The sequence below is a fragment of the Burkholderia sp. ZZQ-2 genome (assembly GCF_050768715.1).
Taxonomy (GTDB): Bacteria; Pseudomonadota; Gammaproteobacteria; order Burkholderiales; family Burkholderiaceae; genus Burkholderia; species Burkholderia cepacia.
In genome coordinates this window covers 43,479-57,627 of the sequence record NZ_LDVA01000058.1, presented here as the reverse complement: position 1 = coordinate 57,627, position 14,149 = coordinate 43,479, and the positions used below count along the sequence as shown (strand labels likewise).

The following is a 14,149-nucleotide window of genomic DNA, read 5'->3' as shown; positions in this document are numbered from 1 at the left end:
GTCTGTCTCGTTTGGAAGAATGATCGGGCCGGCCTGCGTCAGCGTGCGGATGCGCCGTCGTGCACCGCATAGCCTGCATTCTTCTGACGGAAGCGATACCCGACCGCGAGCACCGCGAGCCATACCGGGATCAGGTACACCGACAGGCGGAGATCCGGCGTCAGGTACATCACGACGAGAATGCCGGCCATGAATGCCAGGCACAGGTAATTCGTGAAAGGATAGCCCAGACTGCGGAAGGAAGTCTCCTCCCGGGCCGCACGCTTCGCCTGGCGGAACTTCAGGTGGATCAGCGTGATCATCGCCCAGTTGATGATCAGTGCCGACACGACGAGGCCCATCAGCACCTCGAACGCCTTGCCCGGCATGAAGTAGTTGACCAGCACGCACACGCCGGTCGCGAGCGCCGACGCGCCGAGCGCGGCGAGCGGAATGCCGCGCCTGTTCACCGAGCACAGCACCTTCGGCGCATTGCCCTGCTGCGCGAGGCCGAACAGCATCCGGCTGTTGCTGTACACGCCGCTGTTGTAGACCGACAGCGCGGCCGTCAGCACGACCACGTTCAGCACGTTGGCCACCAGGTTGCTGCTCAGCGCGTGGAAGATCAGCACGAACGGGCTGCCGCCGGTGACGACCTTTTCCCACGGATACAGCGACAGCAGCACGGCGAGCGCGCCGATGTAGAAAATCAGGATCCGGTAGATCACCTGGTTGGTCGCGCGCGGAATGCTGCGCTTCGGATCGTCGGCCTCGGCCGCGGTGATGCCGATCAACTCCAGCCCGCCGAACGAGAACATGATGGCGGCCATCGACATCACGAGCCCCGACACGCCGTTCGGGAAGAAGCCGCCGTGCTGCCACAGGTTCCGGACGCTCGCCTCCGGGCCTGCATGGCCGCTCACGAGCAGCCAGCCGCCGAAGCCGATCATGCCGACGATCGCGGCGACCTTGATGATCGAGAACCAGAATTCCGTCTCGCCGTACGACTTCACGCTCGCCAGGTTGAGGAGGTTGATCGCGACGAAGAACACCAGCGCCGACACCCAGGTCGGCACACCGGGCCACCAGTACTGCACGTAGATCCCGACGGCCGACAGCTCGGCCATGCTGACGAGGATGTACAGCACCCAGTAGTTCCAGCCCGACAGGAAGCCGGTGAAGTGGCCGACGTACTTGTTGGCGAAGTAGCTGAACGAGCCGGCGACGGGCTCGTCGACGACCATCTCGCCAAGCTGGCGCATGATGAAGAACGCGACGATGCCGGCCACCGCGTAACCGAGCAGCACGGACGGGCCCGCCATCTTGATCGTCTGCGCGATGCCGAGGAACAGCCCCGTGCCGAGCGCGCCGCCGAGCGCAATCAGCTGGATGTGCCGGTTCTTCAGCCCGCGCTTCAGGCCGTCGCTCTCGTTTCCAGAAACCATGTCTTCTCCACTCTGTCCGCCTCCGCCTGAAGCGGGGTGCGGTGCGCCTCGGTGTGCCGGGCGCTGTTTTGCTGTGCCGGGGCCGTTCGTGGAGCCGCCGGGTTGGGGACTGCAATCTTCGCGTGGCGGCGCCCGATTCGCGTCGGCGTCCCCGCCAGACCGGCCGCCGACCGTCGCCGCGCCCGCCTTGCTGCGATCGCACACGAAAATCCGGCGTCAGTTTAGCGTCGCGACGGCGAAATCGGGTTTCGTAACCCGTTCATGCAAACCCTACATTATGAGATAAGATTGCACCCAGGAGACGGATGAGGAAATAAAAATGCATGAACCGGTTCTGGATCGCCTCGATCGCCACTTGCTCGCGATCCTGCAGGAGAACGGCCGCGCGTCGAACCTCGATCTGGCGAAGGCGGTCGGCCTGTCGCCCGCGCAGACACTGCGCCGCCACCGGCGGCTGGAGGAAATCGGCGCGATCCGCCGCTACGAAACCCGGCTGTGCCCCGACACGCTCGGCTTTGGCGTCACCGCCTTCGTGCACGTGACGATGGAGCGCGGGCATATCCGCGACCTGTCGAAGTTCCAGAAACTGGTGTCGGATCTCGCGCAGATCCAGGAGTGTTTTTCAGTGACGGGCGATATCGACTACGTGCTGAAAGTCGTCGCGCGTGACCTGAAGGGGCTGTCCACGTTCCTGCTCGAAACGCTGATGCGCATTCCCGGCGTGAGCGGCGTGCATTCGAGCGTGTGCCTCGACGAGATCAAGTGCACGAGCGCGATGCCGGTGGAAGGCTGAAGCACCGGGCCGCACGCGCGGCCCGCTTACCTCACCGCCTCGAACGCACTGATCAGCAACGCCCCCGCCGCGATCACCAGGCAACCGGCCGCCCGGCGCGGCGTCAGCCGTTCGCCGAGATACACGCGTGCGATCAGCGCCGCGAACACCACGCTCGTTTCCCGCAGCGCCGATACCGGCCCCATCGGCGCGCGATCCATCGCCCAGATCACGATGCCGTACGCGAGCGCCGCGAACACGCCGCCGCACGCAGCCTTCGCCGTCTCGCCGACATCCTGCGTCAGCCGTAACGGCCCCGCCCGCAGCCGGTAGTACGCGGCCATCATCGCGCCCGTCAGCACGAACATCCACGCGGTATAGCCGACCGTGTTGCCGCTTTCCCGCACGCCGATTCCGTCGACCACGCTGTAGGCCGCGATCGATACGCCGGTCGCGAACGCGGTCGGCAGGACCTGCATCATCCGGTGCTTCGCGTCGCGCCCGCGCTCCAGGCCGATCGCCAGGATGCCCGCGCAGATCAGCACGAGCCCGCATTGCGCGCCGGCATTCAGGTGCTCGCCCGCAAACACCGCCGCGCCGAGCGTGACGAGCAGCGGCGCGGTGCCGCGCGCGACCGGATACGCGACGGTCAGGTCGCCGTGCTCGTACGCACGCACCAGCAGCAGCGTATAGACGACGTGGATCACGGCCGATGCGACGACGCAGAGCCAGCTCGCGGGCGTGATCGGCGCGGCGGCCGGCAGGAACAGCAGCGCGAACAACCCGATCGCGATCTGCAGCACGGTGGCCGACCGCAACCGGTCGCCGCTGCTGCGCACGAGCGCATTCCATGACGCATGCAGGAACGCGGCACACAGAACGGCAAACAGAACGGGGATCGGCACGATGCGTACTCGCTGACGGTCGGCCACGCGAAATCGTCGCCGCAGGGCGTTCATCGTATGAATACGTCATCCGGTTGTCAAAAAACCTGCTCCGCGCAGCGTCCTGCGCCCCCCGGCGCCGCCACGCCGTTTCGCCTGTCCCGCCCGCCCCGTGCGGCATCCGCGGCAATCGCTCCACCCGCCGCGGAATGTGACGCGAAGGTGGCAGGCGGTCTGCCCCTTTCCGTTCTCTTTCGCCTTGCGTCCCGGCGTAATGAAATCGATACCGCAGCGCAATCGGCGCGAAACCACTCCGTCCCCATATCTTCATACGGGACTGTTTCAATGCGCGTGCTCTCTCACGAGCTCCGCGCCGAACCGACACGGCGACGGGGCCGCTCTCCACCATCGAAGACCTTACCTGGAGTTTCCCGATGTTCCGTCAAGCCTTGCTCGTCACCGCCTGCGCAGCCGCGGCGCTGGCGCTGTTCGCCTGCGGCGGCAGCGACGATCCCACGTCGACGCCTGCCGTGTCGTCACAGGATGCGCTGCAGACCGCCACGCCGATCAAGCATGTCGTCGTGATCTATGGCGAAAACATCTCGTTCGACCACTACTTCGGCACCTACCCGAACGCGACGAACCCGTCGGGCGAACCGGCGTTCACCGCTAAAGCCGGCACGCCGACGCCGAACGGGCTGACGGGCACGCTGCTCACCGCGAACCCGAACTTCACGAACACGGCCAACGGCACCGACGCGGCGAACCCGTTCCGCCTCGACCGCACGCAGGCCGCGACCGCCGACCAGAACCACGCGTACACGGCCGAACAGCAGGCCGAGGACAACGGCCTCGCCGACCTGTTCCCGAAATACACCGGCAAGGGCTCGTCCGGCGGCGCCGGCGCATTCGGCACGAAGGGCCAGGTGATGGGCTACTTCGACGGCAACACCGTAACCGCGCTGTGGAACTACGCGCAGCGCTTCGCGATGAGCGACAACACGTTCACGACGGTCTATGGGCCGTCGACGCCCGGCGCGCTGAACGTGGTGTCCGGCCAGACCAACGGGATGCAGATCGTCAAGACGTCGAAGCAGCCGTCGACGCTCGCGTCCAGCTCGTACTACATCAATGACGGCGCGGGCGGCCTCACGATGATCAACGACGTCGATCCGGGCTTCGACGTGTGCTCGAGCACGACCGACCAGGCGATGATGACGGGCAAGAACATCGGCGACCTGCTGAACGGCGCGAAGATCACGTGGGGCGGCTTCATGGGCGGCTTCAACCTGTCGACGACGAACGGCAACGGCACGACGGGCTGCGCGCGCAGCACGGTCGCGACCGCCGTGAACGCCGCGACGGCCGACTACATCCCGCACCACAACTGGTTCCAGTACTACGCGTCGACCGCGAACCCGCAGCACACGCGCCCGAGCTCGGTCGCGGCGATCGGCTCGAGCTTCCAGACCGACGGCAAGACCGCAGAACCCGCGAACCACCAGTACGACACGGACGACTTCTTCGCCGCCGTGAAGGCCGGCAACTTCCCGTCGGTCAGCTACCTGAAGGCCCCGGCCGCACAGGATGCGCACGCCGGCTATTCGGATCCGCTCGACGAGCAGGCGTTCGTGACGAAGGTCGTCAACTTCCTGCAGCAGCAGCCGGACTGGCAGAACACGGCCGTGATCGTCACCTATGACGACTCGGACGGCTGGTACGACCACGTGTACACGGCGCCGACCCACGCGTCGTCCGACCCGGTCGACCAGGTCAACGGCAACGGCAAGTGCGGCACGGGCGGCACCACCGGCGTGAACGGCGCGACCGTGAACGGCCGCTGCGGCCCGGGCGTGCGCATTCCGCTGATCGTGATCTCGCCGTACGCGAAGCAGAACTACGTCGACCACACGATGCTCGACCAGTCGTCCGTGGTGCGCTTCATCGAGGACAACTGGCTGGGCGGCCAGCGCATCGGCGGCGGTTCGTTCGATGCGACGGCGGGCGACCTGCGCGCGCTGTTCGACTTCTCGTCGAAGCCGAACACGACGCCGCTGTACCTCGACCCGACGCTCGGCACCGCATTGAGCGCGGCACCGGCGATCTGACCGGTATTGCATGACCGCATGGCCGGCGCTTCACGCGCCGGCCGTTTCCGTTTGTTCCGTTCAACGCGCCGCTTCGTGCGGCGCCCGATTCCCGACCGACAGCATGACAGCTCGCCCCGCGTTCCCGTCTCCCGACGCCTCCGGCACCGCCGCGCCGCGCGCCCCTTCCCGCCTTCTGCGCCGCGCGGCATTCGCGATCGGCGCCGCCGTGCTCGGCTACGGCGCGTTCGCGATCGCGTTTCCCGCGCAGGTACCGGCGGCGATCGGCACCGTCGTCGCCGACTGGACGGGTGCGAACCCGCATCCGGTCGTGCTGCAGCGGCCCGCCGCGCAGCCGCTGTCGGCAGTCGCGCAGCTCGGGCGCGCGCTGTTCGCCGACCCATCGCTGTCCGCGTCGGGCAAGCAGTCGTGCGCGTCGTGCCACAGCCCCGATCACGCGTACGGCCCGCCGAACGCGCTCGACGTGCAGCCGGGCGGCCTCGCGATGACGCAGCAGGGTTATCGCCCGCCGCCTTCGTTGATGTACCTGTACCGCCAGCCGAACTTCAGCATCGGCCCCGACGCCGGTGAAAACGACGCCGCTCCGAGCGTCGCGCAACAGGCCGCTTCGGCCGCCGGCGTGGTGAAGGCGCAGAAGGTGGCCGGCACGTCGGCCGCGCCGCAACTCGTGCCGCAGGGCGGGATGTTCTGGGATGGCCGCGCCGATACGCTGCAGCAGCAGGCGTTCGGCCCGCTGCTGAATCCGGTCGAGATGGCGAACGCGAGCGTCGACGACGTCGCGCGCAAGCTCGCGCAGTCGTCGCACCGCGCGCAGTTCGAGAAACTGTTCGGCGCGCGCGTGTTCGACAGCCCGCAGCTCGCGGTGTCGGAAGCGATGTTCGCGATCGCGCGCTACCAGGTGGAGGATCCGTCGTTCCACCCGTACAGCAGCAAGTACGATCGCTGGCTCGAAGGCCGCGCGCGTCTCTCGCAGGCCGAACTGCGGGGGCTACGCCTGTTCAACAACCCGGACAAGGCGAATTGCGCGGGCTGCCACCTGTCGAAGCCCGGCAAGGACGGATTGCCGCCGATGTTTACCGACTACCAGTACGAGGCGCTCGGTGTGCCGCGCAACCAGCAGCTCGCGCAGAACCGCAACCCGGCGTTCCACGATCTCGGCGTGTGCGGGCCGTTCCGCGACGACCTGAAGGACCAGACGCAGTATTGCGGGATGTTCCTCACGCCGACGCTGCGCAACTCGGCGACGCGCCATGTGTTCTTCCACAACGGCGTGTTCCACACGCTCGACCAGGTGATGGCGTTCTACAACGAGCGCAGCATCTCGCCGCAGAAGTTCTATTCGCGCGGCGCGGACGGCAAGGTCGACGAGTACGACGACATTCCGCCGAAATACCGCGCGAACGTCGACGTGACCGATGCGCCGTTCGATCGCAAGCCGGGCGACAAGCCTGCGATGACGGCGCAGGACATCAGGGATATCGAAGCGTTTCTGGGAACGTTGAACGACGCGCCGGCGCGCTGAGAGGCCGGCGGTCGGTTGCCGTGCGCGCCGTGTTCGTCAGCGGCGCGCACGGATGCACAGGAAGGCCGGCGCCAGCGACAGCTCCGCGTGGAGCCGCTCCGATACGGCCTTCATCTCGGGTAGCGGTGTCGGTTCGACGAAACGGTCGAGGCGCCAGCCGGCGTCGGCGAGCGCATTCAGGATGTCGGCGAGCGGCCGGCGCCAGGCCTCGACATAGGGTTTCGGTTCGCCGAAGCCCGACCAATGGAAGCCGAAACGGCTCGTATCGAAGTACGTGCCGTCCCCACGCGTGCGTTCGTCCATCCAGTCGCGCATCGGATGCGCCATCGAGAACACCAGCGTCGCGCCCGGCCGCGCGACGCGTCTGAATTCGCGCAGCGTCGGCGTCAGGTCGCGCACGTAGTCGAACGCGAGCGAGCACAGGATCTTGTCGAAAGCGTGATCGGGCAGCCAGTCGAGCGGCGCCCCGAGATCGCCTTCCGCGACGTCGACCGCGAGCCCCGCGCAACGCGCCTTCGCGAGCGCGACCATCTCGGGCGTGATGTCGAACGCGTGGACGGTCGCACCGTGGCGCGCGAGGTGCTCGCTGCAGATGCCGGGCCCGCAGCCGGCGTCGAGCACCGTCAGGCCGTCGACGTCGCCGAGCAGCGCCATCGTAGCCGGCCGCTCGTAAAGCGCGTTGTGTGCCTTGGTCGGCGCGATGTCCGCGTAGCGTTGCGCGAAGCTCGCGTAAACGCGGCGGGCGGACGGTTCGTTCGGGTCGGTCATGCGGCATCCGTCGGTGGAGACTGGGCAGGCCGATTCTGCCCGATCCGACGGCGGCCGGCGACCTGCCCTCGCGCCGGCGTCAGGACAGGCTGTCGAGCAACCGATACCACGCGACCCCGGCCGCGATATAGAAGCGCTGCAACCCGTGCAACGGGATCGGGCGGATCGGCGTGACCCGGAACGGCAGCGGCAGTTGCGCATCGCCCGACAGATGCGCGGCCAGGTGCTTGCCGAGCGTCGTCGCCATCGCGATGCCCCGGCCGTTGTAGCCGAGCGCGATCGTCACGCCCGGCGCGGGCTCGTGCACGTGCGGCAGGAAATCCGCGGTGATCGCGACGCGCCCCGCCCAGCGGTATTCGAACCGGACGCCCTTCAGTTGCGGATACAGCAGCGTCGTCGCGCGTTCGAGGTGGCGCCAGTCGCTCGGCGCGCGCGGGTCGGCGAACGGGCCGCGGCCGCCCATCAGCAGGCGCCCGGCCGCGTCACGGCGGAAGTACAGCAGCAGACGCCGCGCATCCGATGCAACCTCGCCGCCGACGAGGATGTCGCGGCCAAGCGCCGGCGCGAGCGGTTCCGTCGCGACGATGAAACTGTTCGCGGCGATCACCGACTGGCGCAAGCCGGGCCACAGCCCGTCCGTGTAGCCGTTGGTCGCGATCACGACGCGTTCGGCCGACAGCGTCGCGCCGCCGGACGTCGCGATCCGCCAGCGGCCGTCGGCGCGCGTCAGCCCGACGGCGCGGGTCGACCCATGCACGACCGCCCCGCTCGCCTGCGCGGCGCGCACGAGGCCGCGCGTATAACCGAGCGGCTGCACGCTGCCGGCGCGGCGATCGATCCAGCCGCCCGCATACGCCGGCGTGCCGAGCCGACGCGCGATTTCGTCGCGGCCAAGCACGTCGACCGGCGCGCCGCGCGCGGCCCATTGCTGCGCCCGACGTGCGACCGTGTCGAGCATCGCGGCGGTCGGCGCCGGCTGGATCCAGCCGGCGCGACGCGCATCGCAGTCGATTCCGTACCGCGCGATCAGGTCGAACACCGTGTCGGCCGCGCCGCCGACGATGCCGACAAGCTGTTCGCCGGCCTCGTCGCCGAACCGGCGTACCAGTTCGTCGGGGTCGTATTTCAGCCCGGGAATCACCTGCCCGCCGTTGCGGCCCGATGCGCCCCAGCCCGGCTGCGCGCCGTCGATCACGCGGACGTCGACACCGCGTTCGGCCAGATGAAGTGCGGTCGACAGGCCCGTGAAGCCCGCGCCGACGATCGCCACGTCGCACGACACGGACGCGTCGAGCGCGGGCGTATCGGGCGCCGGCGCGGCGGTTGCCGCCCACAGCGAATCCGGCCACTGCGCGTCGGGCCGTCCGGGTGCCGCGTTCGTTGCGCTCATGTTCGATCCGGGTGGTCGGCGCCGTCCGACGCCAGCAGGCGGCGCAGGAATTCCTGCGTGCGGGGATGGGTCGGCTGCGTGAGCACGTCGCGCGCCGGTCCGCTTTCGCAGATCGTGCCGTCGTGCAGGAAGCACACGCGATCGGCCACCTCGCGTGCGAATGCCATTTCGTGCGTGACGACCACCATGGTCATCCCGTCGCGGGCGAGCCCACGCATCACGCCGAGCACTTCGCCGACGAGCTCGGGGTCGAGCGCCGACGTCGGCTCGTCGAACAGGATCGCCTGCGGCGCCATCGCGAGCGCGCGTGCGATCGCGACGCGCTGCTGCTGGCCGCCCGACAGTTCCGACGGATACGCGTTCATCCGGTGCGAAAGCCCGACCTTGTCGAGCAGCGCACGCGCCTGCTCGCGTGCCTGCGCGGCCGGCATGCGCCGCACGTGCACGGGCCCTTCCATCACGTTCTCGAGCGCCGTGCGGTGCGCGAACAGGTTGAAGCGCTGGAACACCATGCCGACGCGCATCCGCAGTTCGTGGATCCGCTTCGAATGCGCGTCGACCTTCACGCCGTCGATCGTGATCGACCCTTCGTCGTAGGTCTCGAAGCCGTTGATACAGCGCAGCACGGTCGACTTGCCGGAACCGGACGGCCCGATCAGGCACACGACTTCACCCGCCTGCACGTCGAGGCTCACGCCCTTCAGCACCGCGTGCTGATGAAACCGTTTATGGATGGCATCGATCCGGATCATGCGCCTCTCCTCAGTGCGAGCCGCTTGCCGAGCCGGTTCACGCCGAACATCAGCGGCAGGCCGAGCGCGAGATACAGCAGCGCGACGAGCGTGTAGACGCTCATGTTCTGGAACGTCGACGACGCGATCAGCTGGCCGGCGCGCGTGATCTCGGCGACCGTGATCGTCGACGCGACCGACGAATCCTTCAGCAACATCACCAGCGTGTTGCCGTACGGCGGCAGCGCGATGCGGAACGCCTGCGGCAGCACCACGCGCCGCATGATCATCGGCCCGCGCATGCCGATCGCGTGCGCGGCCTCGATCTGGCCGCGGTCGATCGCCTCGATGCCCGCGCGGAAGTTCTCGGCCTGATACGCCGAATACGCGATGCCGAGACCGAGCACGCCAGCCTGGAATGCCGACAGTTGCACGCCGAGATCAGGCAGCACGAAGTACATGTAAAACAGCTGCACGATGATCGGCAGCCCGCGGATCACGTTGACGATCGTGCTGCCGGCCGTCGAGACGGCACGATTGCGCGACACCTTCAGCAGCGCAAGGATCAGCCCGAGCACCGAGCTGAGCACGAACGCGCATGCGGTGATCTCGATCGTGACCACCGCGCCCTTCAGCAGGATCGGCAGGAAATCGATCGCATTCTGGAAAAACATGAGGCCTCCTATGCGACGGCCGGACGGCCCGCCGCCGGGAATACCCGCGACGCGCGGGCGATGCCGGTCGGGAATCGAATGCCGACGCTCAGCTCATGTGCCACTTCTGCAGGATCTGCTGCAGCGTGCCGTCGCTCTTCATCTTGCGGATCGCGCCGTTGAGCTGTTCGAGTGTCGCAGTGTCACCCTTGCGCACGATGAAGCACACCTGCCCCTTCACGACGCTCTGGTATTCCGGCACGAGCCGCACCTGGCGATTGACGCCGTGCTCGATCTGGTACGCGACGATCGGCTGGTCGGCGAAGCCGGCCTTGATGCGCCCGAGCGCGACGTCGCGCATGATGTCGGCGATCGAATCGTAGGTCCGGACTTCCTTGAAGATGCCCTTCTTGTTGAGCGCATCGACGAACGCCGTGCCGACCTGCGCGCCGACCACCTGGTCCTTGAAATCGTCCATCGACGTATAGCGGCCCGGGTCGTCGGCCTTCACGATCAGGCCTTCGCCGAATGAGTAGACGGTGTCGGAGAAATCGACGACCTGCTGGCGCGCCGGCGTCTTCAGCATCGCGGCCGAGATGATGTCGATCTTCTGCGTGGTGAGCGACGGGATCAGCGCCGAGAACACGGTCTGCTGCACGTCGACGCGAAACCCGGCCGACTTCCCGGCTGCCGTGATCGCATCGACCATCATCCCCTGGATCGAATTGCTCTTGACGTCGAGAAACGTGAACGGCACGCCGGTGGCCGTCGCGCCGACCTTCAGCGTCGGCTCGGCCGCAACGGCACCCGCCGATGCCGTGGAGAGGGCGATACAGGTGGCGAAACCGGCGGCCAGTGCGCCGAACCGCTTGATGAACGGAACCATGGTGACTCCTTCTCGAATAATCCGGGCGCCGGCCGGTCGCTGATCGACACTGCGACGATGGCCCGATCTTAAAACGAATCAAAAACATCGCAAATAGATTTTTGCGTATCGATATTCGATACGCTATGATGCGATATCGAATCGATTCCGCTCCTCGCCATGGAAACGTCGCCCGACCAAGCAAACGATCTGCTGTTCAACCAGTCGCTGGAAAAAGGGCTGAACGTGCTGCGCGCGTTCAGCGCGAAACGGCGCACGATGACGCTGGCGGAAGTGGCCGACGCGGCGGGGATGACGAAAAGCTCCGCGCAGCGGATGGTCTATACGCTCGAGAAGCTCGGCTACATCCGCAAGCATCCGGTCACGCGGCGTTACCAGCTCACGCCGCACGTGATGCGGATCGGCTTCAACTATCTCGCCGCCGACACGTTGATCGACGTCGCGAATCCGTTCCTGTCCGAGCTCACGAACCTGACCGGCGAAACCACCAACCTCACCGAGCCGGACGAGGACGAAATGGTGTACGTCGCGCGTTTCGTGTCGACCAAGTTCGTGCCGATTCACATGCCGATCGGCAGCCGCATCCCGATGTACTGCACCGGTTCCGGGCGCGCATTCCTGAGCGCGTTGGCGCCGGAAGAAGCACGCGCGCGGCTCGACGACATGGTGCGCACGCCGCATACGCCGCGCACCGTCACGGCGCTCGACGAGCTCGTCGCATTGCTCGACAACGCGCGGCGCGAAGGCTATGCGACCAACCAGGAAGAACTGTTCATCGGCGACATGTCGATTGCCGCGCCCGTACTCGGCAGCCAGGGGCAGCCGGTCGCGGCCGTGCACGTGGTCGCGCCGACGAGCCGCTGGACGTTCGACGACGCGCGCCGCAAGCTCGCGCCGGCGGTGATCGACTGCGCGCGCGGGATCAGCAATTCGATCCGGACGCTTGAATAGCGTCGGCGAAATGGCACACCGCGTGCCGTTGCATTGCGCAACGGCGTTCGATCGCTACCGCGGCTTGGGCGAATGCTCGGTCCGGTAGGTACGGTTCGGGCGCGATACGAGTTGCTTCGCTGCAACGTCCAGTTCCTTGCCGTGATACAGATCGATGCATTTCAGGAAGTCGAACTTCACGTCCCCGACTTCCGATTCGACAACCGGATTCCGATAGTCTCGAGCCAGATACTTCGCGACCAGCGCGTGGATCACGTCCGGCGCACGTTCCATGTCGTAGTAGGTCCAGTCACGCAACGCGCTGGTGCTGCTGCCGATGTCCTTGCTCGCGCCGGGCGCCTGCTTGTATGCGGTAGCCAGACATTCCGCGAGCACCATGTCCTTGAAGTTCTGGAGATAAGTTCGTGAGCCTGCCTCAGGCGCCGCTTGTGCGGCGTCCTTCGCCACGACCATCGCCGGTTGAAACGCGATGCACACTAACGCGGCAGCGATCCGGACTCCCCTCATGACAGGCTCCAAAAATTTGCGCGATCGGTACGATACCGCGCGCCCGGTTCGTTGAAGTAACAATGGTCGTAACACGTCCGCCCATTGAACAGGGTGGCGTGGCCCTGTGCATCGCTCCACCCCGACACCTCGAACAGGATGACGCCCTGCCGACCCGCAAGCGGCCCTCCGTTCGACGGCGGGTATTTGACGCCCTCAGCCTTCCCCCAGCGTTGCTCGAGAAAACGAATCAAGTCCCGGACACGAAAAAAGTATTGCCGATTGTCTCTGCCCGATACCGTTTGCTCGGGGATTCTCGGTATCACCATACCGGCTTCACCCAGGATATAACTCATCCTCACCGCGCAAGTATTGCTCCATCGCTCTGTCGGATTCGGATTGTTGACGTTCCTCTCGACATATCCACCTATCACTTTCGCAACGCGCTCACCGGAATTTGCCGGGTCGTAGATTCGCTGAGATGCCGCCCATGCAACGGCAAATGATGGTCGTTTCACTTTGGCTCCTTGTTGTTGAAATGAATTCGACTCGAGGGCAAACGCATCGAAGACTCGCTACGGCTCATGTGCTCCGAGAACCTTCGAATCCATCGAATCAGGGCGTTATGATGCGCGATTTGAAAGTTTTTTGTAATAATTCCAGTTTGCCGGACGCCGATCCTTCTTCTGCTTCACCCCCTCGTTTTCCCCGATCCCGTTCGCCTTGACTCGGTTCCTCCGATCGTCAAAACTTCGCACATCGCAAGTGTGATCACAGATCGCGGATCAATCCCAGGAGACCCCCGCCTTGCCGCCTCGTATCGTCCCGCCCGCACTGAAAGCCATCGAACAGGAAACGATGGCCGACAAGGTCTACCAGCAACTGCGCGAAGCGCTGATGAGCGGCCGTTTCGCGCCCGGCCAGGCGCTGAGCCTGCGCAGCGTCGCCGAGGCAGTCGGCTCGTCGACGATGCCGGTGCGTGCCGCGCTCACGCGGTTGCGCGCCGAGCGCGCGCTGGTCGACGGCCCGAACCGGGCGCTCGTCGTTCCGCCGATGACGCTCGACATGCTCGACGAACTGCGCGACGTGCGGATCGCCCTCGAAGGCTGCATCGCCGAGCGCGCGTGCGAGCGGATGACCGACGCGCAGATCGCGGTCGTGCGCAAGACCTGCGAAACGATGCAGGCACACGTCGAGGCCGGCCGCTCGCGCGCCTACCTGCAAAGCAATTTCGCGTTCCACAGCGCGATCTACGCGCACGGCGCCAGCGAAAACACGCTCGCGATCGTCGAGAACCTGTGGATGCGCGTCGGCCCGTTCCTCAACATGGTCGCGCTCGACATTCCGCACATGCGGCGCTCGATGGATGCGCACCGTGCCATCGTCGATGCACTCGAGCGACGCGACGGCGCGGGCGTGCGGGCCGGCATCGCGCTCGACATCGGCGGCGCCGCGCACGATCTCGCCGAGACGCTGCGGGCCGAACAGACACCGCGGACCGTGAACGCGAAACCGTAGCCGCCGCCCGCCTCGACCCGCCGAATCGCGAGCGGCCGCAATCCGACTACACCAAC

Annotated in this window: 14 protein-coding genes; 5 read left to right on the top strand and 9 right to left on the bottom strand. The window is 66.5% G+C overall.

All coding sequences use genetic code 11. From position 1 onward, the window contains the following. Positions 1-38 precede the first annotated feature (38 nt). Positions 39-1,424: an amino acid permease gene (locus tag ABY44_RS02180; RefSeq protein WP_060170954.1), complete on the bottom strand. Its 1,386-nt coding sequence runs from the start codon at positions 1,422-1,424 to the stop codon at positions 39-41. A gap of 319 nt (positions 1,425-1,743) precedes the next feature. Here ABY44_RS02180 and ABY44_RS02175 point away from each other — a divergent pair, with 319 nt between their 5' ends. After that, positions 1,744-2,217 (top strand): Lrp/AsnC family transcriptional regulator, encoded by a 474-nt coding sequence (locus ABY44_RS02175; RefSeq protein ID WP_021159174.1) that lies wholly within the window; start codon positions 1,744-1,746, stop codon positions 2,215-2,217. 26 nt (positions 2,218-2,243) lie between these two features. Here the strand turns inward: ABY44_RS02175 and ABY44_RS02170 are convergent, their stop codons facing one another. After that, complete coding sequence (locus tag ABY44_RS02170) at positions 2,244-3,155, bottom strand: EamA family transporter (protein WP_060170956.1); 912 nt, start codon at positions 3,153-3,155, stop codon at positions 2,244-2,246. Between the two features lie 359 nt (positions 3,156-3,514). Between ABY44_RS02170 and ABY44_RS02165 the strand changes: the two genes are divergently transcribed. Together ABY44_RS02165 and ABY44_RS02160 are read left to right on the top strand one after the other, a co-directional pair. Further along, positions 3,515-5,188 (top strand): phospholipase C, encoded by a 1,674-nt coding sequence (locus ABY44_RS02165; protein WP_060170958.1) that lies wholly within the window; start codon positions 3,515-3,517, stop codon positions 5,186-5,188. Positions 5,189-5,291: 103 nt separating this feature from the next. After that, complete coding sequence (locus ABY44_RS02160) at positions 5,292-6,710, top strand: cytochrome-c peroxidase (protein ID WP_060170960.1); 1,419 nt, start codon at positions 5,292-5,294, stop codon at positions 6,708-6,710. A 36-nt stretch (positions 6,711-6,746) separates the two neighbouring features. Here ABY44_RS02160 and ABY44_RS02155 read toward each other — a convergent pair whose 3' ends face one another. The 5 genes from ABY44_RS02155 to ABY44_RS02135 all read right to left on the bottom strand — a co-directional run bounded on the left by ABY44_RS02155 (position 6,747) and on the right by ABY44_RS02135 (position 11,138). Then, positions 6,747-7,478, bottom strand: a complete 732-nt coding sequence (locus tag ABY44_RS02155) for a class I SAM-dependent methyltransferase (protein ID WP_060170961.1) — start codon at positions 7,476-7,478, stop codon at positions 6,747-6,749. A 79-nt stretch (positions 7,479-7,557) separates the two neighbouring features. After that, complete coding sequence (locus ABY44_RS02150; protein ID WP_060170963.1) at positions 7,558-8,868, bottom strand: NAD(P)/FAD-dependent oxidoreductase; 1,311 nt, start codon at positions 8,866-8,868, stop codon at positions 7,558-7,560. Next, positions 8,865-9,620, bottom strand: a complete 756-nt coding sequence (locus ABY44_RS02145; RefSeq protein WP_059694906.1) for an amino acid ABC transporter ATP-binding protein — start codon at positions 9,618-9,620, stop codon at positions 8,865-8,867. Before ABY44_RS02145 ends, ABY44_RS02150 begins: the two co-directional genes overlap by 4 nt. Next, complete coding sequence (locus ABY44_RS02140) at positions 9,617-10,273, bottom strand: amino acid ABC transporter permease (protein ID WP_006482843.1); 657 nt, start codon at positions 10,271-10,273, stop codon at positions 9,617-9,619. Before ABY44_RS02140 ends, ABY44_RS02145 begins: the two co-directional genes overlap by 4 nt. An 88-nt stretch (positions 10,274-10,361) precedes the next feature. Beyond that, on the bottom strand, positions 10,362-11,138 hold the full coding sequence (locus ABY44_RS02135) for an ABC transporter substrate-binding protein (RefSeq protein ID WP_027791537.1): 777 nt from the start codon (positions 11,136-11,138) through the stop codon (positions 10,362-10,364). 159 nt (positions 11,139-11,297) lie between these two features. Between ABY44_RS02135 and ABY44_RS02130 the strand changes: the two genes are divergently transcribed. Next, positions 11,298-12,089 carry an IclR family transcriptional regulator gene (locus ABY44_RS02130; protein WP_060170966.1) on the top strand — a complete coding sequence of 264 codons (792 nt, stop codon included), beginning with the start codon at positions 11,298-11,300 and terminating at the stop codon, positions 12,087-12,089. Positions 12,090-12,143: 54 nt separating this feature from the next. On the opposite strand, the gene ABY44_RS02125 is transcribed toward ABY44_RS02130, so the two are convergent. Both ABY44_RS02125 and ABY44_RS02120 read right to left on the bottom strand, forming a co-directional pair. Continuing rightward, positions 12,144-12,596, bottom strand: coding sequence for a type VI secretion system amidase immunity protein Tai4 (locus ABY44_RS02125; RefSeq protein ID WP_060170968.1), 453 nt, complete (start codon positions 12,594-12,596; stop codon positions 12,144-12,146). Continuing rightward, entirely contained in the window at positions 12,593-13,093 is a 501-nt protein-coding gene (locus ABY44_RS02120) for a type VI secretion system amidase effector protein Tae4 (RefSeq protein WP_080982028.1), read from the bottom strand. Before ABY44_RS02120 ends, ABY44_RS02125 begins: the two co-directional genes overlap by 4 nt. Positions 13,094-13,382: 289 nt before the next feature. Between ABY44_RS02120 and ABY44_RS02115 the strand changes: the two genes are divergently transcribed. Then, entirely contained in the window at positions 13,383-14,093 is a 711-nt protein-coding gene (locus ABY44_RS02115; protein ID WP_059694915.1) for a GntR family transcriptional regulator, read from the top strand. Positions 14,094-14,149 lie beyond the last annotated feature (56 nt).

What these genes read in the sequence shown, in the direction of transcription:
- ABY44_RS02180 (WP_060170954.1), bottom strand. Translation starts at nt 1,424, where the DNA reads ATGGTTTCTGGAAACGAGAGCGACGGCCTGAAGCGCGGGCTGAAGAAC.
- ABY44_RS02150 (WP_060170963.1), bottom strand. Translation starts at nt 8,868, where the DNA reads ATGAGCGCAACGAACGCGGCACCCGGACGGCCCGACGCGCAGTGGCCG.
- ABY44_RS02135 (WP_027791537.1), bottom strand. Translation starts at nt 11,138, where the DNA reads ATGGTTCCGTTCATCAAGCGGTTCGGCGCACTGGCCGCCGGTTTCGCC.
- ABY44_RS02175 (WP_021159174.1), top strand. Translation starts at nt 1,744, where the DNA reads ATGCATGAACCGGTTCTGGATCGCCTCGATCGCCACTTGCTCGCGATC.
- ABY44_RS02155 (WP_060170961.1), bottom strand. Translation starts at nt 7,478, where the DNA reads ATGACCGACCCGAACGAACCGTCCGCCCGCCGCGTTTACGCGAGCTTC.
- ABY44_RS02170 (WP_060170956.1), bottom strand. Translation starts at nt 3,155, where the DNA reads ATGAACGCCCTGCGGCGACGATTTCGCGTGGCCGACCGTCAGCGAGTA.
- ABY44_RS02165 (WP_060170958.1), top strand. Translation starts at nt 3,515, where the DNA reads ATGTTCCGTCAAGCCTTGCTCGTCACCGCCTGCGCAGCCGCGGCGCTG.
- ABY44_RS02125 (WP_060170968.1), bottom strand. Translation starts at nt 12,596, where the DNA reads ATGAGGGGAGTCCGGATCGCTGCCGCGTTAGTGTGCATCGCGTTTCAA.
- ABY44_RS02140 (WP_006482843.1), bottom strand. Translation starts at nt 10,273, where the DNA reads ATGTTTTTCCAGAATGCGATCGATTTCCTGCCGATCCTGCTGAAGGGC.
- ABY44_RS02130 (WP_060170966.1), top strand. Translation starts at nt 11,298, where the DNA reads ATGGAAACGTCGCCCGACCAAGCAAACGATCTGCTGTTCAACCAGTCG.
- ABY44_RS02145 (WP_059694906.1), bottom strand. Translation starts at nt 9,620, where the DNA reads ATGATCCGGATCGATGCCATCCATAAACGGTTTCATCAGCACGCGGTG.
- ABY44_RS02160 (WP_060170960.1), top strand. Translation starts at nt 5,292, where the DNA reads ATGACAGCTCGCCCCGCGTTCCCGTCTCCCGACGCCTCCGGCACCGCC.